At 42.3% G+C, this 25,219-nt stretch carries 20 protein-coding genes; 8 read left to right on the plus strand and 12 right to left on the minus strand.

From position 1 onward, the window contains the following. The first annotated feature begins 158 nt into the window (after positions 1–158). The 3 genes from CDC37_RS24880 to CDC37_RS08000 all read left to right on the plus strand — a co-directional run bounded on the left by CDC37_RS24880 (position 159) and on the right by CDC37_RS08000 (position 2,795). Complete coding sequence (locus CDC37_RS24880; protein WP_096619923.1) at positions 159–551, plus strand: helix-turn-helix domain-containing protein; 393 nt, start codon at positions 159–161, stop codon at positions 549–551. Continuing rightward, a complete protein-coding gene (locus CDC37_RS24090; RefSeq protein WP_197707004.1) occupies positions 464–1,105 on the plus strand; it encodes an IS630 family transposase in 642 nt (213 codons plus the stop codon). The genes CDC37_RS24880 and CDC37_RS24090 overlap by 88 nt, the downstream gene beginning before the upstream one ends. Before the next feature lie 331 nt (positions 1,106–1,436). After that, positions 1,437–2,795 carry an ATP-binding protein gene (locus CDC37_RS08000; RefSeq protein WP_096621277.1) on the plus strand — a complete coding sequence of 453 codons (1,359 nt, stop codon included), beginning with the start codon at positions 1,437–1,439 and terminating at the stop codon, positions 2,793–2,795. 213 nt (positions 2,796–3,008) lie between these two features. On the opposite strand, the gene CDC37_RS08005 is transcribed toward CDC37_RS08000, so the two are convergent. Next, positions 3,009–3,539, minus strand: coding sequence for a P-loop NTPase family protein (locus tag CDC37_RS08005; RefSeq protein ID WP_096621278.1), 531 nt, complete (start codon positions 3,537–3,539; stop codon positions 3,009–3,011). Between the two features lie 489 nt (positions 3,540–4,028). Here CDC37_RS08005 and CDC37_RS08010 point away from each other — a divergent pair, with 489 nt between their 5' ends. Both CDC37_RS08010 and CDC37_RS25460 read left to right on the plus strand, forming a co-directional pair. After that, complete coding sequence (locus tag CDC37_RS08010; RefSeq protein ID WP_096621279.1) at positions 4,029–4,610, plus strand: adenylate kinase family protein; 582 nt, start codon at positions 4,029–4,031, stop codon at positions 4,608–4,610. A 391-nt stretch (positions 4,611–5,001) separates the two neighbouring features. Beyond that, complete coding sequence (locus CDC37_RS25460) at positions 5,002–5,130, plus strand: hypothetical protein (RefSeq protein WP_255408907.1); 129 nt, start codon at positions 5,002–5,004, stop codon at positions 5,128–5,130. A 404-nt stretch (positions 5,131–5,534) separates the two neighbouring features. On the opposite strand, the gene pstB is transcribed toward CDC37_RS25460, so the two are convergent. From pstB to CDC37_RS08035, 4 genes are all read right to left on the minus strand, one after another. Continuing rightward, the gene (pstB, locus tag CDC37_RS08020; protein ID WP_096621280.1) at positions 5,535–6,344 is read right to left on the minus strand and encodes a phosphate ABC transporter ATP-binding protein PstB; all 810 of its coding nucleotides are present in this window, start codon (positions 6,342–6,344) and stop codon (positions 5,535–5,537) included. Positions 6,345–6,373: 29 nt separating this feature from the next. Continuing rightward, on the minus strand, positions 6,374–7,285 hold the full coding sequence (gene pstA, locus CDC37_RS08025) for a phosphate ABC transporter permease PstA (protein ID WP_096621281.1): 912 nt from the start codon (positions 7,283–7,285) through the stop codon (positions 6,374–6,376). Then, a complete protein-coding gene (gene pstC / locus CDC37_RS08030; RefSeq protein ID WP_096621282.1) occupies positions 7,285–8,202 on the minus strand; it encodes a phosphate ABC transporter permease subunit PstC in 918 nt (305 codons plus the stop codon). Before pstC ends, pstA begins: the two co-directional genes overlap by 1 nt. Positions 8,203–8,619: 417 nt before the next feature. Then, complete coding sequence (locus CDC37_RS08035; RefSeq protein WP_096621283.1) at positions 8,620–9,699, minus strand: PstS family phosphate ABC transporter substrate-binding protein; 1,080 nt, start codon at positions 9,697–9,699, stop codon at positions 8,620–8,622. Between the two features lie 567 nt (positions 9,700–10,266). On the opposite strand from CDC37_RS08035, the gene CDC37_RS08040 reads away from it, so the two are divergent. Further along, positions 10,267–10,596, plus strand: coding sequence for a DUF760 domain-containing protein (locus tag CDC37_RS08040; RefSeq protein WP_096621284.1), 330 nt, complete (start codon positions 10,267–10,269; stop codon positions 10,594–10,596). A 785-nt stretch (positions 10,597–11,381) separates the two neighbouring features. Here the strand turns inward: CDC37_RS08040 and aspS are convergent. After that, the gene (gene aspS / locus CDC37_RS08045; RefSeq protein WP_096621285.1) at positions 11,382–13,175 is read right to left on the minus strand and encodes an aspartate--tRNA ligase; all 1,794 of its coding nucleotides are present in this window, start codon (positions 13,173–13,175) and stop codon (positions 11,382–11,384) included. Between the two features lie 925 nt (positions 13,176–14,100). Here aspS and CDC37_RS08050 point away from each other — a divergent pair. Further along, entirely contained in the window at positions 14,101–15,024 is a 924-nt protein-coding gene (locus tag CDC37_RS08050; protein WP_096621286.1) for a ferritin-like domain-containing protein, read from the plus strand. 304 nt (positions 15,025–15,328) lie between these two features. Continuing rightward, positions 15,329–17,302, plus strand: a complete 1,974-nt coding sequence (gene acs / locus CDC37_RS08055; protein WP_096621287.1) for an acetate--CoA ligase — start codon at positions 15,329–15,331, stop codon at positions 17,300–17,302. Positions 17,303–17,470: 168 nt separating this feature from the next. Here the strand turns inward: acs and CDC37_RS24095 are convergent, their stop codons facing one another. The 6 genes from CDC37_RS24095 to CDC37_RS08080 all read right to left on the minus strand — a co-directional run bounded on the left by CDC37_RS24095 (position 17,471) and on the right by CDC37_RS08080 (position 24,799). Beyond that, on the minus strand, positions 17,471–17,632 hold the full coding sequence (locus CDC37_RS24095; protein WP_157780680.1) for a hypothetical protein: 162 nt from the start codon (positions 17,630–17,632) through the stop codon (positions 17,471–17,473). A gap of 1 nt (position 17,633) precedes the next feature. Beyond that, positions 17,634–18,125, minus strand: a complete 492-nt coding sequence (locus tag CDC37_RS08060; RefSeq protein WP_096621288.1) for a hypothetical protein — start codon at positions 18,123–18,125, stop codon at positions 17,634–17,636. A gap of 247 nt (positions 18,126–18,372) precedes the next feature. Beyond that, the gene (locus tag CDC37_RS08065; protein WP_096621289.1) at positions 18,373–19,485 is read right to left on the minus strand and encodes a glycosyl transferase; all 1,113 of its coding nucleotides are present in this window, start codon (positions 19,483–19,485) and stop codon (positions 18,373–18,375) included. Between the two features lie 92 nt (positions 19,486–19,577). Next, positions 19,578–20,462: a DUF4351 domain-containing protein gene (locus CDC37_RS08070; protein WP_096621290.1), complete on the minus strand. Its 885-nt coding sequence runs from the start codon at positions 20,460–20,462 to the stop codon at positions 19,578–19,580. A gap of 820 nt (positions 20,463–21,282) precedes the next feature. Further along, on the minus strand, positions 21,283–21,726 hold the full coding sequence (locus tag CDC37_RS08075) for a cupin domain-containing protein (RefSeq protein WP_096621291.1): 444 nt from the start codon (positions 21,724–21,726) through the stop codon (positions 21,283–21,285). Between the two features lie 88 nt (positions 21,727–21,814). Further along, positions 21,815–24,799: an NHLP bacteriocin export ABC transporter permease/ATPase subunit gene (locus CDC37_RS08080; protein WP_096621292.1), complete on the minus strand. Its 2,985-nt coding sequence runs from the start codon at positions 24,797–24,799 to the stop codon at positions 21,815–21,817. Positions 24,800–25,219 lie beyond the last annotated feature (420 nt).

Genomic DNA, 25,219 nt, shown 5'->3' on the forward strand with positions numbered 1-25,219 from the left:
TGACCACCGTACAACAACGCAACAAAAACTAAGTAGTCAGCGACGATCTCTAAATTTTTATTCCAGGAAACAGTGAATCGGTAACACTGTAAAGATATGTGATACAGCACTTTCGAGGTAAATGAGGTACACTTGTTATTAGTGCATCAAAAATTAAAATGAAACCCTACTCAATCGATTTACGAGAAAAAATAGTAAGTGCTTACGAAAAGGGTGATACATCAATTCGAGGAGTAGCTGTGCAGTTTGGTATAGCAAAAAGCTATGTGCAGAAGCTAATCAGGCAAAAAAGATTGGAAGGGCATCTAGAACCCAAAAAGCAAGGTGGAGCAATGAAGGGTAAGCTAGATGATTACGGTAGCGAATTAGCAGAAATGGTTCAAAGTTACCCGGATTTAACTTTATTGGAATATTGCGAGTATTTTGGAGAAAAATATAACATTTGGGTGTGTGCAAGTGTGATGTGTTGTGCATTGCAAAAACAAGAATTAACTCGAAAAAAAAGACTTTACGTAGCAGCCAAGCGAAAACAGAAAGAGTCCAAAAACTGAGATTAGAATATTGGGAGAAAGTAAAACACATAGACCCAGAAAACCTTGTGTTTATAGACGAAATGGGTGTTTTGCTTGGTTTGACTAGAACTCATGCTCGAAGCGATCGCGGGAGTAGAGCTTATGATTTTAAACCATATTACCGAGGTGCAAAAATAAGTGTAATTGGAGGAATTAGCTTCAAAAAAGTCTTAGCTGTGATGACTTTAAATGGCTCAATGAATGGAGAAGCTTATAAAGTTTTTGTAGAGCATTTTTTACTTCCACAATTATGGGTTGGTGCAGTCGTTGTAATGGATAATCTGCCAGCACATAAAGTCGAAGAGATTAAGCCTTTGATTGAATCTGTAGGAGCAAGTGTTCTTTATCTATCTCCTTATTCCCCTGAATTTAATCCAATTGAACATTGGTGGTCACAATTAAAAGCGTTCTTAAAACAGTTTTCTCCTAAAAGTGCATCTGTAGTTGATGGTTTAATTAAAATTGCACTGACATTAGTTGATCCAAAGCATCTAAAAAATTGGTTTACTAATTGTTGCTACTGTACCTCATAAACCTCGAATCTGCTGTATGTAAGTTAGTTAAATAATTATCACTTGTTTGTAGTTAGTTGACCTAGTTTCAGAGGATGCTCTTGCTGTAGCGCTCTTTGCGCAACTACGAGCTTTTACGTCATCTTCCAGAAGAAATTGTGCATCTATGGTTTTTCCTCCCGGACTTACTTACATACTGTCTCCCGATTCTGACAAAATTTTGACAATCACTCCAGAAGCGCGTACAATCACCAATTATTTTTGTCAAAAATGAACAAATCAAGGCGACAATATAAGGCAGTATTCTTTATTGCCTTATACTGGCTGCATATTTCCTTCATTTAGCTTGCCCATGAATCCCTCCCTTATGCAAGATTTGTCGATTTTTCAGACGGTGCGTAGCGGTGACTTTGGACTTGAACCCCTAGTCGTTAGTCCATCTGTGTTGTTGTCGATGATACGTGCCCACATGGATGTCCTGATTGATGAAAAAATTCCTGCGACAATATTCGCGAAACTCCCGGACGGAAAACTTTGGCGAGGGGAAATTCAGCGCTATCTAATTGCTGTTAAGGATAATAGTAAAATCTACACCTTGAGTCAAAAGACAGAAGTAATAAACCCTATTGCCAGTAATCACTATCCCGTGGCAATCCCTAAAAATGGTAAGCTGCGTAGAGAATACTTTTTTTTGGTTTTGTCACCTAGGTTTAGTAGTTTAGTCGCGATTATACGCCCAGGAAGAGGTAAAAAACGCTACAAAAACCTTCAAACCCCCATACCCTGGTTAGCAACCATCAACACCTTTAATGGACAAGCGATCGCAACCGTAGTTACTGCTCTCCAAGCTGAGGGAGTGATTGGTGAACAAGATATTTCCATCTCCCAAACACCCGACGGTAGAATCATGGGGGAATTGGCAATCAAGCAGATGTTACGCCACAACGAAATCGCGCAGCACAAAAATAGTCTCCGTCTCCATCGTTGCCATGAGTATAGCAAAAGACTCAGTAACTTGGCACAAGTTAAGGATAATTACTTAAGCAGTGTCTGCCAAGAACTACGCGCTCCCCTAACACACATGAAAACAGCACTATCTCTTTTAAATTCACCCACCCTCAAACCCCTGCAACGTCAGCGATACCTACAGATGCTCAGTACTCAATGCGATCGCCAAAATTCTTTGATTAATGGTGTGGTAGAATTACTAGAAATCGAAAAAAGCTTTAAATCTCCCCACTTTGAAGCCGTTAATCTTTCCGAGGTCGTCCCCGGAGTTGTCAGCACTTACCAACCCTTAGCCCATGAAAAGGGAATTATGCTGGCTTATACCGTTCCCTCGGATTTACCGGAAGTCTGGTTTATTAGTGGTGGACTCAAACAAATTATTATTAATTTACTTGCTAATAGTATTAAATTTACACCCAAAGGTGGTCAAGTTTGGGTAAAAGTACGAGAACAAGGAGAAGCCATTCACATAGAGGTTAGGGACACAGGTATCGGTATCCCAGAAGGAGAGTTGAGTAAAATATTCGACCGTTTTTATCGAATACGCACTACCTCCCTAGATGAAAATACAGGTGCTGGTTTAGGTTTAAGTGTAGTTCAAGAACTACTTCAACGCTGCGGAGGTTCCATTAGCGTCAAGAGTAAACCCGGTGAAGGCTCAATCTTTACCGTCCATCTGCCAATCCGTTCATTAATGAATTGATAGTGATTAGCCTACATGCATTACTTACACCAGAACCGTAGATGTGCGTAATGCAGTTGCTCTTGGAGATGAAAGTGCTTTTTTTCCCACTCCCTATTCCCATTGTCTGACGAGATGATTGTTTGTACTTCCCATCGTGACATATTTCCTTTCTGGTTTGTTGACGCTTGACGGGTGATAGTTCACCTCCTCCGAAAAACCTCAACCCTATAATTATTGACTACGACGTACATTGGTAACTTGGTCAGCCAAGTCCAAAATCGATTTAGGCATATCTGAACCTGTCATAATAATATCAATGTTGCTGGGACGCTTGCTTAAAAACTGTAATACCTCCGTTTCCGGGATTAACCCCAAATGAATCGCCACACTTAATTCATCCAAGACCACGAGGGAATACTTACCGGTGTTGACAACCTCTTGTGTATGAAGCCACAGAGACTGTAGAGATTGGTTTTCAATGTCATCCAGATGGGGTGTATCAATACAACGGGGTAAATCGCAGCGAATCCAATCCATTTTTTGTCCTAGGCGAACAGGGTTTTCTGGTCCTTGATTAATACCACCTTTGAGAAATTGGACTACTAAAACCGGGGTTCCCTGTCCAGCGATTCTCAGTGCCTCCGCCATAACATTAGTAAAAAAGCTACGGTGAGATGTAGTAAAAACATGTATTTGCCCTTCGAGGGTGTATGGTAATCTTAGGCTCGAATTGATACGCTCGGTCTTTAGCTGGGCAACCATAGAAATAGTTCCAAAAAATACAGTCTAATTCAGTAATTTCGCGCTAAATTGACAAAACTAACTAGGTGTTAATGAAAATTTGTATGGTGAACAATTGAATTAGTTAGCAATGTAGCATTAAATAGTCAAGCATCTACAATTGCTTTAAGTCAAGGGTTAGCAAAATAATATCAAACATTTCTTGGAGATATGCGAGGGAATATTCCGAGTTAATCATCATTCTTCGGTATTACCGATGGTAGGCTAATTGGTTTCTAAATGTAACAACTAAAAGATTTATTTGCACCTATGAGGCAAACTCGGTGCAGTGTGTCTACACCCTAGATATTGGTAAAAATAAAAACTTTTTATTTTCCGGGTAAATACCACTAGACAAATTGAGGAATAAATTAAACTGAGTGATGATGTTATCTTAGCGATTGATTTGGGAACAACAGAGGTATCAAGTTTTAAATTTAACTATCAAAATTGAGTTAGGAGTGTACAGTTGTGAGAGTGGTGATTTTAGGTGGCTCCGGTTCTGGTAAAAGTACGCAAGCAGAACGAATATGCCGTTACTTTCAGATTCAACGGGTTTCAACCGGGGAAGTGCTACGGGAAGCAATAACTCAGTCAGCAGTTCTAGATGATCCACAGCTACAAGAATTAGGTCTTCACGCTCAACCCTACATTGAACAAGGGGAACTAGTCCCAGATGATTTGATGATTGAATTTATTCGTTCTCGTTTAAAAAAGCCAGATGTTTCTAAGGGGTGGGTGTTAGAAGGATATCCCCGAACAGCATTTCAGGCTGAAGAGTTAGATTTTTTACTTGATGAACTGGGGCAAAAATTAGATTGGTGTGTGTATTTACAAGTACCAGAAGCGGTGATGGTAAATCGTTCCGTTGAGCGATCGCTACCTGATGATCAACCGGAGATTATCCATCGTCGAGTTGAGTTATTCTACGACTGTACGGTTCCCATTCTTGAATATTATGATCGCCGTCGTCGCTTACTGACAATTAATGGGGATCAGTCTCCAGATGCGGTTGAAGATGAAATTATTCGCCTACTCTCAGAGGTTGTTTAAAAAGTCATTTTTAATACTTGAATTATCGTTTTTGGGAATAGGAAGAGACGCGACATGTCGCGTCTGTACTCTCGAAGGAAAAATCAGCTTTATAACCCCATGTCCAGGGTCAGGATGATAGTCAAAATAGTGATAATTAATACTTGATAAACATCCTCTGAGCAACAAACATATAAACACAAGACACCAGAAATGCGCTAGCGTAGATTATTGGTCGGCGCAGGTTTTCATATCATATTCCAAATCGATCCTCCCCACCCTCCGCAAAAAATCCTACCTACAATGTACGATCTTAAAAGCGAAGACCTGGAGGAACCTGGTTTGCCTGATCAATTTCATATTTGGCAACCCCGCTTGCTAGAAGATGCTTTTTAACCACCCAATTATCCCAATGATGAGATTTTTATTGCTGCTGACACCGCAGGAAAATGCTGAACGGGAAGGAATGAAAGAGAAAGAAAAAGCTGAACGTTTGGCGAAAAAGTTAAGAGAATTAGGTGTGAATCCGGATGATATGTGATGATTAATTTTAATTATGGTTGCTAGGTGAAATTTGTTATTTGCCTAGCGCGGTTTCGTATACAAAGGTTTTTGATTTTTGATAAAATCTGGAGGAAAGAAAGCTGGAATCAAATGTAATTGTCATGACATCAAAGCACGTGGTGATTACCAACTGCGTTGAGTGTACTATTTTTTGACATTTACGAGTATTCCCTGCTTTCTCAATCCTCCCAATCTTTCTTTTTGCAATTGTCTTGAACCTTTAATATACAAGCGAATTAAAGTCAGTGCAGTTTCAGGCTATTTTTGTAATGATTGCCACAAGATAATCAGGTTTACAACCAAGGATATAATTTGTTGTATTTTGTTGTATTTCAGCGGATCCCAAACTCCGGTTAGTTAAGCTAAATAACTAAATCAAAATTAACCGAACTGACCAGTTACATATTGCCTGGTAAATTCTTGTTGAGGATTGTTGAAAATTTGCTCGGTTGGTGCATATTCCACCAAATAACCCATTTTGTTACCCTTTTCCGTTGCTTCTGCATTGAAAAAGGCGGTCATGTCTGCAACACGGGTGGCTTGTTGCATGTTATGAGTCACAATAATAATGGTATATCGCTGTTTCAATTCCTGAATCAGTTCTTCCACCCGTCTAGTGGAAATTGGGTCAAGAGCGGAACAGGGTTCATCCATTAGTAATACCTCTGGTTGGATAGCGATCGCGCGAGCAATACACAAACGCTGCTGTTGACCACCAGATAAGGCTAAACCGCTTTCCCGTTTGTATTTATCTTTGACTTCATCCCACAAAGCTGCTTGACGCAAACTTTGTTCCACCAACTCATCCATATTCCCCTGGTAGCCATTAATCCTAGCACCAAAGGCTATATTTTCGTAGATTGTTTTTGGAAAGGGGTTAGGTCTTTGGAACACCATCCCAATCCGACGACGTAATTCCACTGGGTCGATTCTTTTATCGTGGATATTTTGATTGTCGAAGAGAATGCGACCTTGAATGTGACATCCGGGAATTAGGTCATTGAGACGGTTAAAACACCTGAGTACGGTACTTTTGCCACAACCAGAAGGACCAATAAAAGCTGTCACCTGGTTTCGAGCAATATCTAGGTAGACATCGCGAACAGCTTTGAAGCTACCATAGAAAACCGATAGGTTTTCAGCTTGCAAAACTGGTGCGGTTGCAACTGAAGTGTGAGAAACGTGTGTCATAAAATCTGGATACTAGAGAAAAATCTAAATTAATTGCGATCGCTTTGGAATTTGTTCCGTAAAATGATGGCTGTGGTATTCATTAACAACAACACCACCATCAGGACGATAATTCCTGCTGCTGCATTAGTATGGAATTCTGGTTGGGGACGGGATACCCAATCGAAAATCTGAATCGGGAGAGCAGTAAAAGCACTACGCAATCCGTTGGGTAAAAAGGCAATAAAGTTTACAGCTCCAATAATAATCAGTGGTGCGGTTTCACCGATAGCTCTCGATAAAGCCAAAATAGTTCCCGTCAAAATACCAGGTAAGGCAATGGGGAAAATTTGCTCCCGAATTACTTGCCATCTGGTTGCACCCAGCGCAAAACCTGCTTGTCGTAAACTATCTGGTACTGCTCTGAGGGATTCGCGGGTGGTGATAATAATAATTGGCAAAATCAACAACGCCAAAGTTAAACCACCTGCAAGCACACTGCGACCACCTGTCACGGGTTCCAGGACACGGACAAAAATCCCCAATCCCAATAACCCATAAATAATCGATGGAACTGCTGCCAAGTTGGAAATATTAATCTCAATCAGGTTTGTAAACCAATTGCTGGTGGCATACTCTTCCAAGTATATGCCAGCTCCTACTCCCAAGGGGAAAGCCACTAAAGCCGTAATCATTAGCAACCAAATTGTCCCCACCAAGGGAGCTAAAACCCCCGAATCTGCTGCTCGACGGGAAGAAAAACTAGTTAAAAACTGCCAGTTTAACCTTCCTAAACCATCGGTAAGAATATCAAACAACAAAAAGACCAGAACTACTAAACCAAAGATTGTTGCTACCCAAGATGCGATCGCAAACACTTTATCTAAACCATAGCGCTTGTCTAAAGCGAGGTCAAAATTGGGACTATGACCGTGACTACTTTGTTTGATGCTATCTTGCATTAATCGTATTTCTCCCTAAAACTACGCACAAACCAGTAGCTAACCAGGTTTAAAGCTAAGGTAATTAAAAACAACGTCATCCCCACCGCAAAAATGGTTTTGTAAGCCAAAGACCCAGCAGGTGTATCCCCCTTACTGACCTGGACAATAAAGGCAGTCATAGTCTGAATTGATACACGCGGGTCAAATGCTAAACGTGGGTTTTGACCAGCCGCAATCGTCACAATCATGGTTTCACCAATAGCTCGGGAAATTGCCAAAATAAAAGAAGCAACAATCCCTGACAAGGCTGCTGGTAATACCACCGAAACGATTGTTTCCCGTTTAGTTGCACCAACTGCATAGGAACCTTGGCGTAAGCTGTTGGGAACTGCATAAATCGCATCTTCACTTAAGGATGCTACTAGGGGAATAATGGAAACACCTAATACCAATCCCGCACTCAAAGCATTAAAACCTTGCAATCCCGGTACAAAGCTCCGTAGGAAGGGAGTCACTGCTAATAGTGCAAAATACCCAAATACTACGGTAGGAACCCCTGCAAGCACCTCCAAAGCTGGTTTTAGCCATTTACGCACATTCCGTGGTGCATATTCACTCAAACAAATCGCAGCAAATAATCCAAAGGGTAATGCCACAATTAGGGCGATGATGGAAGTTAATACCGTCGCACTAATCAAAACAATAATCCCAAATTGCTGATTAGCAAATAACGGTGTCCACTCGGTTTCCGTTAAAAACCGCCAAATTGGTACTTCTTGAAAAAAAGCAACAGTCTCAAAAATTAAGGTGAGAACAATTCCAATTGTGGTTAAAACCGAAATAAACGCAAATAAACCAAATAAACCCTTTACAAATGCCTCAACCCGCTTATTTAAAGTCCGGTTTGGCCGCCACAAATTAGAATTACTTGTCATATTTGAAGATGAATCGCTTACCATTGATTATCGCACCTCATCTCATTGTTCCCCAAACTTTTTCTTGATTAATTAATGTAAATTTGAACACCACCTGAAAAGTCGGGTTATGGTTGAATTTTATGAAAATAATCTGCTCTTACAGATATCTATCCACTGTCAGTAGGCGGAGATTCCTTCTCCATCAGGTCTTGTCACAAACTAACCACGAACTAACTGTACAGAGTGCCTCAACAAAAGTACACTTCCCACACCGAAAGTTCTAGAAATTACGAAATCTTTACATCACCAGCAGTAATTGGAATACATCTGGTGTCACCTGATTATTTTGATATTTGATAAAGGTGGGTAATATTTAACTTACCCACTCCATCTTTACACCACTAACAAACTAGATCAAATAATTTTCCAGAACTACTACTTACTCTCTTTCTTGAGTAAGTCACTGATGGTCACTCCCACTTTGGAACCACCTTCAAACAAAGAACCAACTGTACCCTTTTCAAACCGCGCTTGTACCTGAGCAATTAAATCATCAGGTAGAGGAACATAACCCACTTCGGAAACAAGCTTTTGATTAGCTTTAGCTAAGTGGAAGTCCACAAACGCTTTCACTTCCGGTCTGCTTGCGGAAGATTTTTTCACATAGATAAATTCGGGACGGGACAAAGGTTGATAAGTACCATTACTGATAGTTTCTGGACTTGGTTCTATGCAACCCTTTCCAGCATCAATACTAACCAGAGATAATTTATCCTTATTTTGGACGTAGTAAGCGTAACCAAAGAAAGCTAAACCACCTTTATCTCCAGCCACACCCTGAACCAAGGTGTTATCATCTTCACTCGCGGTAAAGTCCCCACGGCTTTCTCCCTCTTTACCAGTAATTCCTTTGGTAAAGAAGTCATAGGTTCCCGAATCCGTACCTGGTCCGTACAAAGTCAGTTTTTCGGCAGGGAATTTGGGATTTACCTGATTCCAGGTATTGATCTTACCTTGAGCATCCTTACCCCACATGGTTTTTAGCTCATCTACCTTTAAGCATTTAGCCCAGGTATTTTGGGGGTTTACAACTACAGAAATACCATCAAATGCGACTGGTAACTCGATGTATTCCACTCCCCCCTTCTTACAAGCTTCAATTTCTTCAGCCTTAATTGGACGGGAAGCATTGGAAATATCGGTTTCATTGTTACAGAATTTCTTGAAACCACCACCAGTACCAGATTTGGCAACAGTTACTTTCACACCTGGATTGGCTTTTTGAAATTCTTCCGCCATCGCTTCGGAAATGGGGAACACGGTACTAGAACCATCTACTACCACTGTTCCGGAAAGATTGGAACCACCTGCTGCCACGTTATCTGCTTTTGGAGTACCATTACCATCGGTAGCAGCTTGCTCTCCACCACAGGCAGTAAGACTTACCGTCAGCGCTAATACTGATAAAACAGCTACGGATTTAGCTGTCTTTGTTACTTGCTTTTGGATATTCATTGTTTACAATCTTCTTGTTGAAGCTTGGAAGTTTGCGCACCCCCAACATATACCTTTTAGGTAAACAAAAGGTTAACTAAAGATTTTAAAAAAGTTATCATTGGACGATTGATACATAAATGACTACGATTTGCTGTCTGTAGGTACACAAGAAGCATTGAAATTAGTTTGTGGGGAACTTGGTTGTAAGTAGAGTCAGTCCGGTTTCCATTGTGGTTAGGGTGTAGAAACCGCAAAAAAAGAGTTCGGTTATGAGGATAACGGAAGCAATTAGCTTTTGTTAGATTTATAGGTAATGAAGCCTGACCAAATATTTTCGGTTTAGTACATACCCTGAATTGAGATACGGGATCAAGCCGCAAAGCGTAAATAGTCCACGACAAGACTACACCGAAGTAATTAATACCCCATAGACAAATCTAGGGGCTTGAAATCATAAAACCACACATTTCTAGTTTCTCCATGATTAACATCAGGGGGTTTGAAACCCCAACGAATTAATTATTAACTCTTAATTACGAATTACGAACTACGAATTACGAATTACGAATTACAAAATTTAGCACTATGAGCAACCTTTCACGGCAAAATCCAGAATTTTTTGAATCCGAAGCCACCCATAGCGGTAACAAATTGTGGAACTACGTTCAGTCAATGAGTCCAGAAACTGTCACCCAACTATCCCAACCGGCTTCACCAGAAGTTTTACAAGCATTTGAGCGCACTATTGTCAATTTATTAGGTAATTTACCATCGGAAGACTTTAATATCACGATTGCCACTAGTCGGGAAAATTTAGGAAGAATGTTAGCCTCGGCAATGTTGAATGGATATTTTCTCCGTAATGTTGAGCAACGGATGGAATTTGAAAAATCCTTAAATGCAGTGAATGAGTAGTTAGCTGATTTGTTGATTTGTAAAATATTTGGGGGATAATCCCCCAAACCCGCTATGGAAGGAAGAATTGATCTGTTTTCCCAAAACAGTTATTGATTTAACGTGAGTTCGATGAGTTATAAAGCTTGAAACTCTTGTCCAGCATTATTCGTGTGAAATAAAAGTTTTTAAAAACCTCCTAGTACAGGTTGGCGGAAATAAACCGAGTATTAATTTAGTCACAACTTAATATATATCTAGTGACTATGACTATGCTCTGCGTGGTCACTCAGTCAGCGAGGGCTACTGACTTCATTCACGAGGTCGGAACCTCGTAGGTTCCGCACCCACGCGGAGCATGGGTGCGAGGGAAAAGCCTGAAACTCTTGTCCAGGATTATTCGTGGGAAATAGAAGTTTTTAAAAACCTCCTAAGTATATTGAGAATAAAATCAGTAAACCTGGAATCAGCCAGTTATTGACTTTGTTCTCAACTAATCAATGAGGTTACTTTAAACCTTAACTAACAAAATTATTGATTCGCAAGGATTGTAGTGTTTAAAATCCGTCTAATTCACGTTGATTTAGGGTTTAGTTGTACTTTTTCAGAACTGAACTGAGCGCTTTTGTTGGGTGATGTTCCGAGCAGTCTGGTTCTGCATTTCTCACAAGTGGACGGCAAGCCTTACGTAACGGCTTCATTTTCTTTATACTCCCCACTCCCTATAGATGACCCGAAGTGTCATCTATAGGGACTACCCCTAAGAGTTTGAGGGATTTGTGAGAAATCCGGGTGGTGTATGATGGCTATTCCCGTTCTTTGGGGTGGTAGGTGGAAGCCACGTGTAGCTCCTTGAGCTGCTTGATATCAACGCTAGATGGTGCGTCGGTGAGTAAACAACGAGCTTGTTGGGTTTTGGGGAAGGCGATCACATCGCGAATCGATTCTTCCTGTGCTAATAACATGACTAATCGATCGATCCCGTAGGCGATTCCCCCGTGGGGGGGTGTACCATATTCAAAGGCTTCCAACAAAAAGCCAAATTTATTATGGGCTTCTGTTTCCGAGAGACCGATGGCTGCAAATACCTGCTCTTGGATTTCCCGTTGATAAATCCGCCGACTACCACCACCAACTTCAAAGCCGTTAAATACTAGGTCGTAGGCTTGAGCGCGGGCGGTTTTCAGGTCGTCTAAATCGTCGGGATGGGGAGCAGTAAAGGGGTGGTGCAGGGCTTCCAGACGCTTTTCGTCAGCGTTCCACTCAAACATGGGAAAGTCAGTAATCCATAACAAATGGATTTTATCGGCTGGAATCAGGTTAAATTCGCGAGCGATGACTTGACGCAATCGATCTAAAGTTTTGTTAACGGTAGTGCTATCGGCGGCGGCAAATAGTAACAGATGACCAGGTTTTGCTCCTGTACGGGTGAGAATTTCTTGTTTTTGTTCTGGGGTGAGGTTGTCTTTGATTGCGCCGATAGTATCGATTTCACCGCCTTCGCGGACACGAATGTAGGCTAATCCCTTGGCTCCGGCTTCGCTGGCTTCTTTAAATAAATCACCACCGGGTTTGATGCGGACGTTGGAAATGCGGTCGTTTGCTTCGGGTATGGGTAAAATTTTGACAATGCCCCCGTGTTTGACGGCTTCATGAAAGACTTTAAATCCGCAATCTTTGACAACATCGGAAACATCCACCAGTTCTAGACCGTAGCGAGTGTCAGGTTTATCGCTGCCGTAGCGATCCATTGCCTCTGCATAGGTCAGACGGGGAAAGGGACGGGGTATATCGATACCTTTAACGGTTTTAAAGATGTGGCAAACTAGCTTTTCGTTAAGTTCTAAAATCTCTTCCACGGACATGAAACTCATTTCCATATCCAATTGGGTAAATTCCGGTTGACGGTCAGCTCGCAAATCCTCGTCTCGGAAACAACGGGCTATTTGGTAATAGCGATCGCATCCTGATACCATTAACAGCTGTTTGAACAGTTGGGGAGATTGGGGTAGGGCAAACCATTCTCCGGGGTTAACTCGACTTGGTAAGATGTAATCCCGCGCTCCTTCGGGGGTGGAACGGGTTAAAATCGGGGTTTCCACTTCAATAAACCCCTGTTCATCTTCTAAAAATCGACGGATTGATTTGATGACCTGGTGACGCAGTTGGAGGTTTTTCGCCATCCGTTCCCGTCGCAAATCTAAATACCGATATTTCAACCGTAATTCTTCCCTCACCGGATCAACGTCCGCACTGGATACCTGGAAGGGTAATTGCTTACGAACAGCATTGAGCAACTTAATTGAGTCAGCGTAAATCTCCACTTCTCCGGTGGGTATACGCGGGTTGAGGGATTCGCTGGGACGCAGGGTGACTCGACCGACGATTTCCACAACATATTCATTTCGCAACGAGTTGGCTATCTCATAGGAATCTGGGGTCCGCTGCGGATCGCTGACGATTTGGATAATGCCACTGCGATCGCGTAAATCCAAGAATATCACACCCCCATGATCGCGGCGACGGTCTACCCATCCGTTAATGGTTACTGTTTTTCCAATCTCTGAAGCACGCAAGTCGCCGCAATAGTGAGTTCGCATAGTTTTAATTCTTTATTTTTGTCGCTAGAAACTTCAAGGTTAAGGATAAAGCTTTTTCATTATCTAGCATCACCACTTATTGTAGTGATTCCGGTTCCAGTTTTTTGCTTTTTTTCTGGACTAGACCACCTACCTTGAACTACCCCCAGGGCAGAAATATAAGTACTGAATTTTACAATATCTTGGGATAACTGATGAAAGTTATTTGTATTTTTTTTTGTAGTACTCTTAAACTATGAAAGCGATCGCTAAATTTGTCATCTCCTTGCCTCTGAATTTGGAGATAGGCATACATCTACTAACAACACGTATTTCTCCGACGGAAAATAAATAAAAATTACCAATATTTATGAGAATAGGTCGAAATTTTATACTTAATTCTGGTAGGTTGGGAACAGAGAAAATTTTTTTTCACTTTTGCTTCCCTATGTAGGTAATCGTATTTTTGTCATTTCAAGGGTAAAAAATAGGACAGATATTTTACTGCCACATAACAGTATAATGACTCGACATTCGTGATTTATTTGTTAGATAATCAGAGAAAATACACTCAATCTACCCACAGCATTATTGGCATGACAATTATTTACAATCCCGATTAACATCGCGATGAGCTAGTAGGTCAAAGCAAAATTCAAAAGGTGTAAGGCACTCATAAAGAGGCTTTTTCGACATTTGAGCTATCTCAAAGGGTCGCTTCATTGATGATTTATGCCGTGTTGCACTCTTCCTGGATTTCTCACGAGTAAGTTGTAAGCCTCGAGTAACGGATTGATTTTCCTTCTACGGACTATCCCTACTCCCTATGAGTTTTAGGGTTTTGTGAGAAATGCGGGTCTTAATGGTTTGTAAATAAATTTTGTCATCGCCATACATGTCAATCTGAAGTTTGACGTGTTGCTGCTCGCTGTTGATATCAAAACAGATGATTCCAAAACAGTCTTTAACCAGGTTAAGTCTACCTTATATTTCCCATGAGGATACAATCAGCCAAACATTATCATTATCATTAACAAATTATTTAGGTGCAAAAACTCGTCAGGATATTGATAATTGCGATGGGGTTTTTTGGGATGGGAATTATTTGGGACTAGAACGGGTAAAAATATTTCAGCATTCTTCAATTGCTGAGAAAGCAGAGATTTTGCGGTTATGTAACAGAGAAATCTTACGGGAAGTCTATTTGATAGAAATGGCTGGAGTTGGCTATATGGCCAAATTAGTATCCATGGCCGAAAGTGCGGAAGAAAGAATGTTATACGGCTTATTCAGTGGGGAAGAAGTAATCCATTTAGCCAAAATAGGCGCTTTTTTACCAGCAAACCCCAGACTAACCAGTAATAACTTGATTTGTCATTGGCTAGAATATATACCCCAAATAGAAGATAAGGCGGTCTTGTTGTTTGTGTTGCAGGTGGTATTAGAAGGTTGGAGTCTTAGCCACTATCGGAATTTAGCCTCTAATTGCCATTACCCCCAATTATCCCGGATATTGTACGAGATTCTCGCTGATGAAAGTCGCCATCATCAGGTTGGGTTAAAGTTATTTCATCGGATGGAATTAAATTCTGGTAGCGAAGCCAAAATAATCGATATCCTCGAACTATTTTTACAAGCAATGCAAACCCGTCCTCAGATATTTGTGTCTGCGATTGAAAAAATTAAAGGACAGCTATCACCATCATCGAAGTTACGTGTGTACGAAGAACTCGAGCTCGAAAGCCATAACAGTACCCAACTGAAATTTCTGCGATCGCTAATGCGTAACCCTAACTCTGGCAGAATTATTCAGCAATTGGAAGCACGAGGTGCGTTTCAAGCTTTTTCTCCAGAACAATATTTAAAATGAATAGGGAGTAGGGGGAGAGACGCGATATATCGCGTCTGTACTAGGTGGGTGGTGAAAATTCTCGTTGAGATCAGGGAGTAGGAATAGTCCGTAGAGACGAACCGGTGGTCGTCTCCAGGGGAGTAGTAAAGTTAACTGACATCTTGCACCTTGGGTTAATAGCTAACCGCTCCTAGTATACAAATCTTCAAAATCACCCCATCAACCCGGTCAAATTTGCCGTCCTTAATGAAAATCAAGATATTTTTGGCTGAACTTCAGTTAAAAATAAGGTCAGTAACAAGACCCAAATCGGATTTATACTATGTCACAACCTACAATCGAGTCGATTTTGCAGGAGAAGCGGATATTTCCTCCCAGTAGCGACTTTTCCCGAACAGCACATATCAAAAGCCTGGAGGACTACCAAAAGCTCTACGACCAAGCTCAAGCCAATCCGGAAGCATTTTGGGCGGAATTGGCAGAAAAGGAATTACACTGGTTTCAAAAGTGGGATACTGTCTTCGATTGGAGTAATCCCCCCTTTGGCAAATGGTTCATCAATGGCAAGATCAATATTTCCTACAACTGTCTTGATCGACACCTGACTACCCCCCGTAAAAACAAAGCCGCAATTATTTGGGAAGGGGAACCGGGGGATTCACGGACTTTAACCTATGCACAGTTGCACCGGGAAGTATGTCAATTTGCCAATGTTTTGAAAAGTTTAGGGGTTAAAAAAGGCGATCGCGTCGGTATTTATATGCCGATGATACCAGAAGCCGCCGTAGCAATGCTTGCTTGTGCGAGAATTGGCGCACCCCATAGTGTGGTATTTGGTGGTTTTAGTGCTGAAGCATTACGCGATCGCTTAATCGATGCCCAAGCTAAACTGGTAATTACAGCCGATGGAGGTTGGCGCAAAGATGCCATCGTCCCCCTCAAACCCCAAGTAGACAAGGCTTTAGCAGATAATGCTTGTCCTAGCGTGGAAAATGTCCTCGTGGTGCAACGCACCCAACAGGAGATTTCCATGCAAACTGGACGAGACCACTGGTGGCATGAATTACAAAAAACTGCCTCCCCCAACTGTCCTGCGGAAGCAATGGACAGCGAAGATATGCTGTTTATCCTGTACACTTCCGGAAGCACTGGTAAACCCAAGGGGGTAGTCCACACCACAGGTGGTTATAATCTTTACACCCACATAACCACCAAATGGATTTTTGATTTACAGGAAACGGATGTATATTGGTGTACTGCCGATGTCGGTTGGATTACGGGACATAGTTATATTGTGTATGGTCCCCTTTCCAACGGTGCGACTACGGTAATGTATGAAGGCGCACCCCGCGCTTCCAACCCCGGTTGCTTCTGGGATGTGATTGAAAAATACGGTGTCAATATCTTTTATACCGCCCCCACCGCCATCCGTGCCTTTATCAAAATGGGGGATCAACACCCCAAAGCTAGGGATTTATCATCGTTACGCCTATTGGGAACCGTCGGTGAACCCATTAACCCGGAAGCCTGGATGTGGTATCACGAAGTTATCGGTGGTGGTAAATGTCCCATCGTCGATACTTGGTGGCAAACGGAAACCGGGGGTATCATGATTACGCCCCTTCCCGGCGCAATTCCCACTAAACCTGGTTCCGCCACCCGTCCCTTCCCTGGTATCCTTGCTGACATCGTAGACCTGGAGGGCAATCCTGTCGCTGATAACGAGGGTGGTTACTTAGTGATTAAATACCCTTGGCCAAGCATGATGCGGACAGTATACGGTGATGAAAACCGGTTCCGACGCACCTATTGGGAACATATTCCCCCCAAGGATGGCAAGTATCTTTACTTTGCTGGGGATGGCGCTAGACGGGATGAAGACGGTTATTTTTGGGTGATGGGACGGGTTGATGATGTATTAAATGTTTCTGGACATCGCCTGGGGACAATGGAAGTTGAATCCGCATTGGTGTCCCATCCGGCGGTAGCAGAAGCGGCTGTGGTGGGGAAACCGGATGAAATCAAGGGGGAAGAAGTTGTTGCCTTTGTCACATTAGAAGGAACCCATCAACCTAGTGAGGAACTAGCCAACGCATTAAAACAACACGTCGTCCAAGAAATTGGTGCGATCGCTCGACCAGGTGAAATCAAATTTACCGACGCTCTACCGAAAACCCGCTCTGGAAAGATTATGCGTCGGTTATTAAGAAATCTGGCGGCAGGACAGGAGGTGTCTGGTGATACTTCCACCCTCGAAGATCGGAGCGTGCTGGATAAATTGCGGGAAGGAAATTAACGAATTTTGGATTACTCTTCGGTCGATCCCCTAGCCTAAAGGTATGGCTTTCGCCAACGCGTCTATGGATTTTGGATTTTGGATTACTGCTTGTGCATCTACACTATTCCCTACTCCCTATTCCCCGTGAGTTTTAGGGTCTTGTGAGAAATGCGTCTACACTACTCCCTACTCCCGGTTGACTAAATTGCGTCGCAGCCAAAGTTTATTCAACGCTAGCCACGGTAAAATCGGTTGAGTTGGTAGATTTTCACTTAGGACTGTAATATTACGATAATCGGGTTCAGGGAGTTTGTATTTGCTTTTGGCGATAACTTTTGGTGATTTCATTTTACTTTGTATAGGGTAAGAAATACACGGAAGCCATGTGCATTAGAGCAATAAGTGCGATACTCCAAGTTGCAACTGCGGCATAGGATAAGGATTGGGATATTTGATTTAGTGGTTGTTTATTGTTATTATAAGCTTCCACTAAATTTACCAACATTCGCACTTGATAGTCCTCTGGAGATAGGCTTAAATACTCGGCCAGGATATCTGTGTTTTCCAGGTTAGGAGTAATGATAAACTGGCGGGGGATTAAGGCATTAAACAAAAGGGTAAAATTTAATAAAGATAAGATTACTTCCCCGGCTGAAAATATATTAAACACTGGCAATAGTTTAGATAAAGCTAAAATACTAAGTAAAGCCGTATTGGTTACAAATAAAATATTAATTTGAGTATATAAAAATTGTCTTTCTTCCTTTTGCTGCTCAATAATCCGCCGTGCATCTTGAGTTGCTAAACTCAAGGTCAGTTGATTGGATGAATGCAATTCCATGAGATTTTATTTTGGTGGAGGAATTGATTGATTTCTGCTAACGGTAATTCTCGCCAATAATCATCCGATCTACAAGGTAAAATTTTCACATTATTCCGAAATATTACCTAATTTAATTTGAATTTATTGAGAGTTAATTTCTACAGAAAACAGCAAATATAGTAAAGACAGTATAGAAGAATCGACTCTAGAAAAAGCCTCATGACCCAGGTATAGGGATTGTCCGTCAGGAGACAGAAGGTATTTTCTATTTAGTCGTTTCTAAAGCCAAAGGATAACTATCTTGAAACCAATCGATGACAGAATTAGCAATGGTCTCGTTCCCATCAATTCCTATTTGCTGACTATTTTGTTGCGGTGGATTTAGGGGTTGAGAAATAAAATCCCAATCACCAGCAAAAAACTCATCTGGTTGAATAATCAGATGCTGGGTATAATTACTAATACCCCGGAGCAAATAAGCAGCTTCCGCAAAATCATCACGGGTGAGGGAAACAATGGGAATACCTAACTTTGTTGCTTCCGCAAAGGTGCCAAAACCAGGTTTAGAAATAATGCGATCGCACAATGGCATAAAATCTACAGGACGATATTTTTTATCCCTGATTTTTAATAGATTTGGTAGTTCGGGTGCAGATGCATCAAAAGTAATAAATTGCCAATCAGGAAAGTTTGCGAGATTTTGATAGGGAATCGCTTGCAAACCCAAACCCCCAAAGGTTAACATCACCGTTTTTTCCCGTGCAGCTTGAATTGCAAATATTTCCCGTAGCTCCTGGACATCGTATTTAGGAGAACCACCAATCAAACCCACATCTTCAATCTGAGTAAAGGCTGACATCGGTTCATGGAAAGGTAATCGAAACAGGCGATCGCATTCACTATAGCACTCACTAATCCAATCTGCTATCTCCTGAAAATCCTCACCCCAATCACGATAAATGAAATCCCAACCAAAATTACTCACCATCCAACAGGGAATTCCCGCAGCTTTGGCAGTTTTTGCCGCTAAAAATGGAATATCAGCCAAAATTAAATTAACCTGATTTTGGTAAATATAGTCCACCTCCGCAGCGATAATTTTTTCTTGATGACGGCAAATTTCTAATAGTTTTTCCTTGGTTGCAACTTGATCCATCCTCAAACTATCCGCTTGTACCACCCCCAAATCATAAGCACGGGGACGCAGAATAAAGTCCCCATCGATGTAACATTCCAATAACCAACGTGGTGCTGTTGTCACCAAAATTAATAAAGCCTCTGGAAACAACTTTTGGATAGTATCTACAACCGATGCTGTGCGGGTTGCATGACCAAAACCATGATTCGTAATCGCGATATATATTGTGGGACGGGACATACAGGAGCAAAATAGGTAATACAGAATCCAGGATACAGTATAAATCTGGGGAACACCCTGGAAAACGGAATGTATTGACACTTCGCTCAAAGTTATTCCCGTTGCATATTTAACCAAGTCTCCAAATCCTCCACACTCACAAAATCAAGCAAAGCTTCCCCCAAATTTTCCAACTGCTCGATCGATAATTCCCGCACGCGATCGCCTAACCCTGGATCAATTTCCCCAAACCGACGATTGAGCTGACGCATAATTAAACGTTGTTCTCCTTGTTGGATGGCTTGGGCTTTATCCCTTTGGTATAGTGGCTCTAAACGCATAATTAACTCCCGGTCATCCTGATCTAATTCTTGGTTTATTCTTAAATTTTCCCGCAGGCTGTAAACCAACTCCAGTATTACCTGTTGATAGGGATGATTTAATGGTAACGCCTGTAGTTCTGTAATGGCCTGCTCTTGAACTTTTCCTCGACCCAAAATCCTCAACCATAAAGTTTCTGGTATTGGCGGTAGTTGGTGTATGACGACGATGGCTGTCCGTAGAGCATCACCCAGAAAATACACACCAGGGGAAAATTCCTCCTTTGGGTTAGCATTAAAGCTAGATAATACCGTTGCAGATGCGGTTGGGGTCAAAACCCACAGTTTGGGTATTATTTCTGGTTGTAGTTTGGTTTTGTTGGTTTTGGCTTCCCGTCGCAGTTTGGCTTTTGTTTCTAATACCTTGACAATACAATCGCAAATTTCATCACTAGATGCGGGGTTGCGAAATGGCTCCAATATTGCTGGGGATGCCGTAAATTCACCTAATAATCCTAGTATTTCTAAATTCGGATTTGGTTGATTTTTGGGAATAAAGCAAATATCGATTTCTTTAATTTCGCTGGATAATTTCTCCGATGGTTTGACCTCTCCATAATTTTTGAGTAATTCTTCCAGGTAGTCTTTGGCAAATTGGTCATGTATAAATCGAGTCATTTACTGCTATTTTTGTAGATGCAGATGTTATTATCCGCTAATTTCTTGCTCCTTGAAAATTTACATAATAGAAATGGGAAGAGTTATTTGCGTCGCTAAACTCGAAAATGACGAGCAGAATTCTTATTTGTCCTCAAATGCATTGAGAATATCTCAAGGGAGTTTCAAAATCATCTGTTACAGTAAACTCCCCTGCACATAATATCGTTTACGCTAATGTTTGCTACATATTAATGTAAGTTGCTAGTTAGTGCCTCTAAATGTATAGATATGATACATAATATCCGCTTTCCTGTATTTTTAGACACGAAAATTTTAGATTTTGTACTTAAAAATCGACATTCTTTTATAACTAGCAACTTGGGTTATTAGGGGCTGTAACCGTTGATTATTCTAGTTTAATTTATATCAAAGTACAAGAGAATCGATATAAGCCAAATGGACTTTATTTCGACCCCAAAGACTTATATCGTTTACGCTAATGGTCGCTACATATCAGGGGGTATAACCGTTGATTATTCTAGTTTCATTTATTTCAAAGTAAAAGAGAATCGATATTACCCGCTTTACTTCCTGATGTTTTATGACTTTGTTGAAGAATTCACATTCATTCTATTTTTGGATTTAACCTATTAAAAGTCTCCAAGACTATAAAGATGCTCATACTTGTTATCCATATCGTCCAAGTATCCGTAGTCAGTATCATTCAAGCATCCATAATTTGTTGAAGTTTAATCTTCCGAGGATAAGATTAAAGTATATCGGTTTAGTTAAAACTAAAAGCCCTGAGTTGCTTAGGCTGGGGAGCCAGTAACAAATATCACTCAGGTGGGATAACCATTTTAACTCCGTACTTCTCCAAAATTTCCGGCATTTTTGGGAGATCCTTCGGTATTTCCCGAATTTTTGTGGACATTTCGATGAAAAATTCATCAATTGACCCTCCAATTGTCCATGCGAGAAATCGGATCGGTTGATCAGAATTGTTCCTATAACCATGTATTGTTCCTGCGGGTACATGCACAAAATCGCCAGGTTCGATTGTAAATTCTTCGCTACCTAATTGCATGACCATCGAACCTTCTAACATGTAGTAGCTTTCCTCTTCTTGTGTATGGGTATGGGGAGGTACAAACCCATCTGGAGGAACATCGACGGTGACAACTGCCATACTATTAGGTGAATGGGTAGATTTTAATTTGATACATACCCTATCACTCAATACTTGTACGATTTGACCTTCTTGACTTCGTAATACTGACATTTTGCGACTCCTCTTTTATGTTTTGATTGGTTAGTTATGAAAATCTTTTTGCTGCAATATATACCTAAAATTTCCCTCATCCAGGCTTCTATAATTGCTGTCTCCTAATCAACTGGCTAAATAAACCCGGTTGCTGGGCTAATTCGGCAAAACTACCTTGCTGAACTAAGTGCCCATTTTCTAATACATAGATTCTGTCGGCATTGCGGATTGTACTGAGACGATGGGCGACAACGATGCGGGTGACGTTTAATTTGTCTAAACTTTCGCTGACGATGGCTTGGGTACGGTTATCTAGGGCACTGGTGGCTTCGTCAAAGAGGAGGATGGAGGGACGCAGTGCCAAGGCACGGGCGATGATTAGGCGTTGACGTTGACCTCCAGAAAGGTTTGTACCTCCTTCGCTGACGACGGTGTGCATACCCATTGGCATAGCGGCGATATCTTCGGCTAAACCGGCCATTTTGGCGGCTTCCCAGGCTTCTTCCATTGTCAGGTTGGCGTTACTGGAAATGTTTTCAAAGATGGATGCAGACATCAACCGACTGTTTTGCAGTACTACTCCTAGTTGTCGCCGAACTGCACCGATATCTAAACCAGCTAAATCCTGACCGTCGTAGCAAATACTACCAGATTCGGGGGTATCAAAGCCGAGGAGGAGCCGAAATAGGGTGGATTTACCGCTACCGGATGGGCCAACTAGGGCGATAAATTCACCCCTGTCGGCGCGTAAACTGATATCATCGAGGGTGAGGGGACCGTCGCTACGGTAGCGGAAGATGACATTTTTAACTTCGATGCGTCCGGTGAGACGACCGGGGTCTGCTTTGTGGGTATCGATTTCGGGGGTAGCTTTGAGGATGGGTTGAGCGCGTTCCCACATGGGGAGGACTTCGAGGATATCAATGATGGTGGTGCTGAGGCTGGTTGCACCGCCGATGAATGTGCCAAAGGCTGCGTTAAATGCGAGGAAAGTACCTGTGGAAAAGTTGCCACCATTGGCTTGGGATTGGAGGAGTAGGTTGGTGGCGATCGCAAAAATGAGGGCTGGGGTGAAGGCGGAAAGCAGGTTGTTAATCACCACTAGGTTGTCTTCAATGTTTTGGGATGACATCATCAGGTGTAGTTGGTGACGGTATTGTTTCCCCCAAAAGGCAAAAGCCCTGGCTTCGGCTCCATCTGTGCGAAATTTAGCTACACCGTTGATGATTTGTACCATCATCCCAAATAGTTTTCCTTGCATATTCAGCAGGGGACGGACTTTTTTCAGGGTGAGGAGACCGGAAATTATGGTGACGGCAATATTTAACAGGGCTACCAAGGTGGCTACTAAAGCTAGGGGTACGCTGTAGTAGAATAATAGTCCTAAATTCAGCAGGGAAAAGGAACTGGCGAAGAGGCTTCTAATTAAAGTGCTACCGATTTTTTGGCGTATCTGCGTAATTACCGAAACCCTCGCACTTAAATCCCCAATGGAAAATTCTCGGAAGAAGGCTGGTTTAAGTTTGAGTAATCGATCCCAAACCGCCGCTTGGGTGGTAGTATCGGCAAAGGTTTCCATCCGCATAATCGCCACACCCTGGGTTAATTGGAATAGGGTTGCACCAAGGGTAGTAGCAATTAAACCACAGGCAATTTGGTAGAGTAGATGGCGGTCGGCATCGGGGATGGCTTGGTCAATTAAAATGGCGGTGGCTTGGGGGGTAATCATTCCCAGTAGGGTGGTGGCAATCCCCGCAAACAACATTGTCATCAGTTCCTTGTAATGTCCGCGTAGGGCAAACTGGAACAGGGTGAGGAAGCTTTTGATTTCCGAGGGTAGGGGACGATAAAAGGTGTAAGCGGTGGGTGCGAGGGTTGCCGCCATTTTGCGATCGCATTTACGGCGTTGGTGACGCAGGGGGTCAATCATTTCGTAGCGGGTATCGCTTACGGGAATCAAGGCTACAGGACGGTCTTCTTCAATGGTATAAGCTAGCAGGGGACCACTATCCTGTTTCCACCAACCATCCTTGAGGGTAATGCGACGGACGCGAATTTGGGAAGCACGGGCGATCGCATCGATGGGGTCTCGAACTCGGCGTAAATCCTCCGAATTTGCTGGAGGATTAATCGTAATACCCAAAAATCTCCCCACCGCACCCGCAACAAATAGTAGGGCTTCCTCCCGATTCAGCATCTGTCTGACCTTGGGAACCGCAGTTTCCTGGGTATTATCAAACACAGTGGCAAAATCATCCAACGTATTGGCGATCGCTTGATTATTTAATCGATCCCGTTGTTGTGATCGCTCTAATTCGGCTTGGTTTTGTTTCTGCTCGAGTTTGTTAATCCCTTGCAATACCATTGTTTGTAGGCTATTAACCCCCGATAGGAGAATCTCTCCCAAGTTATTGACCTCTGGTCCCGGTAAAACCGTCAACAAGGCCGCATTAATTTCCAGAATATCCTCTGCTTGCAACCATAAATATGTCTGCAATGGCAGCAAACCCGAATGATTAGTAATCCCTAAATCGACAAAACCCAATAAATTCGCCGTACCCTGTAAAACTTTTACCCAAGCCACCTGACCGTGGGGTGGTTGAAACACTTCCCCCGCACCCAACACGCTACAACCAGGAACCGTTGCCGGAGTTGGCATGGTCGCCGATGTCACCTCCGCTACCGATGCACCTAAATGGTTGACCCAATTTTCCAGTAACTGGATGGGAGCAAACTCTTCTGGTTGCAAACTCACCTGCTGTTGAGACGATTTTACTTGTGCAGCAGCTACACACTCACCAAAATCCGAGCGACTGACCAACAATAACTCACTTTCTTCCAAAGCCACAGCCAAAATTTGCAACCCGTCCCCCGGAAGTTGCACCCCAAACATCCCCTCCCCAGCTTTCACACTAAATAAATACCGTCGTCGTCCCTTGGGAGTACCATTTTGCACATTAATTGCAAACAAAGCCCAAGCACCGGATTTGACCAACCAAACCCGTTGACAATCATCAAGTAATAGCGGTTCATTCCCCTTAAAAAAATAAGGCTCACCCAATGAATTAACCAGACTTTCTTCTACCAACATGATTGCGATCGCCCTTTGATGTTACACACATCCTCCTAATTCCCCAACCCAGACCAGTCAGGAAATCGCAAGGCTGTTAGAGCTTACTATTTCTGGAGTCAGGGAAGATATGCATTTTTTGTCCTCAAACACCCAAATTCCGACTTGACACTCCCGCTAACTGGAGGGTTGACAATGGAATTGTTCAGCCTTAAATGCGAGAAATACAATCCATGAAATACCCTTCCCTACAGCGAGTAATTGCCATATTCCCACGAAGTCACTTGGCGATCGCGACTGCAACCGCAATATCTTTACTAACTTCCTGCTAAAACTTTCAGGGAATAAGGAGTAGTGTAGACGTGTAGCGTCTAGTCTACGACAACGCTGCGCGTACCCGTAGTGTGTAGAAGGAAAATCAATCCTTTACTCAACGCTTAC

This window comes from Calothrix sp. NIES-3974, assembly GCF_002368395.1.
In the GTDB taxonomy this organism is placed as follows: Bacteria; Cyanobacteriota; Cyanobacteriia; order Cyanobacteriales; family Nostocaceae; genus NIES-3974.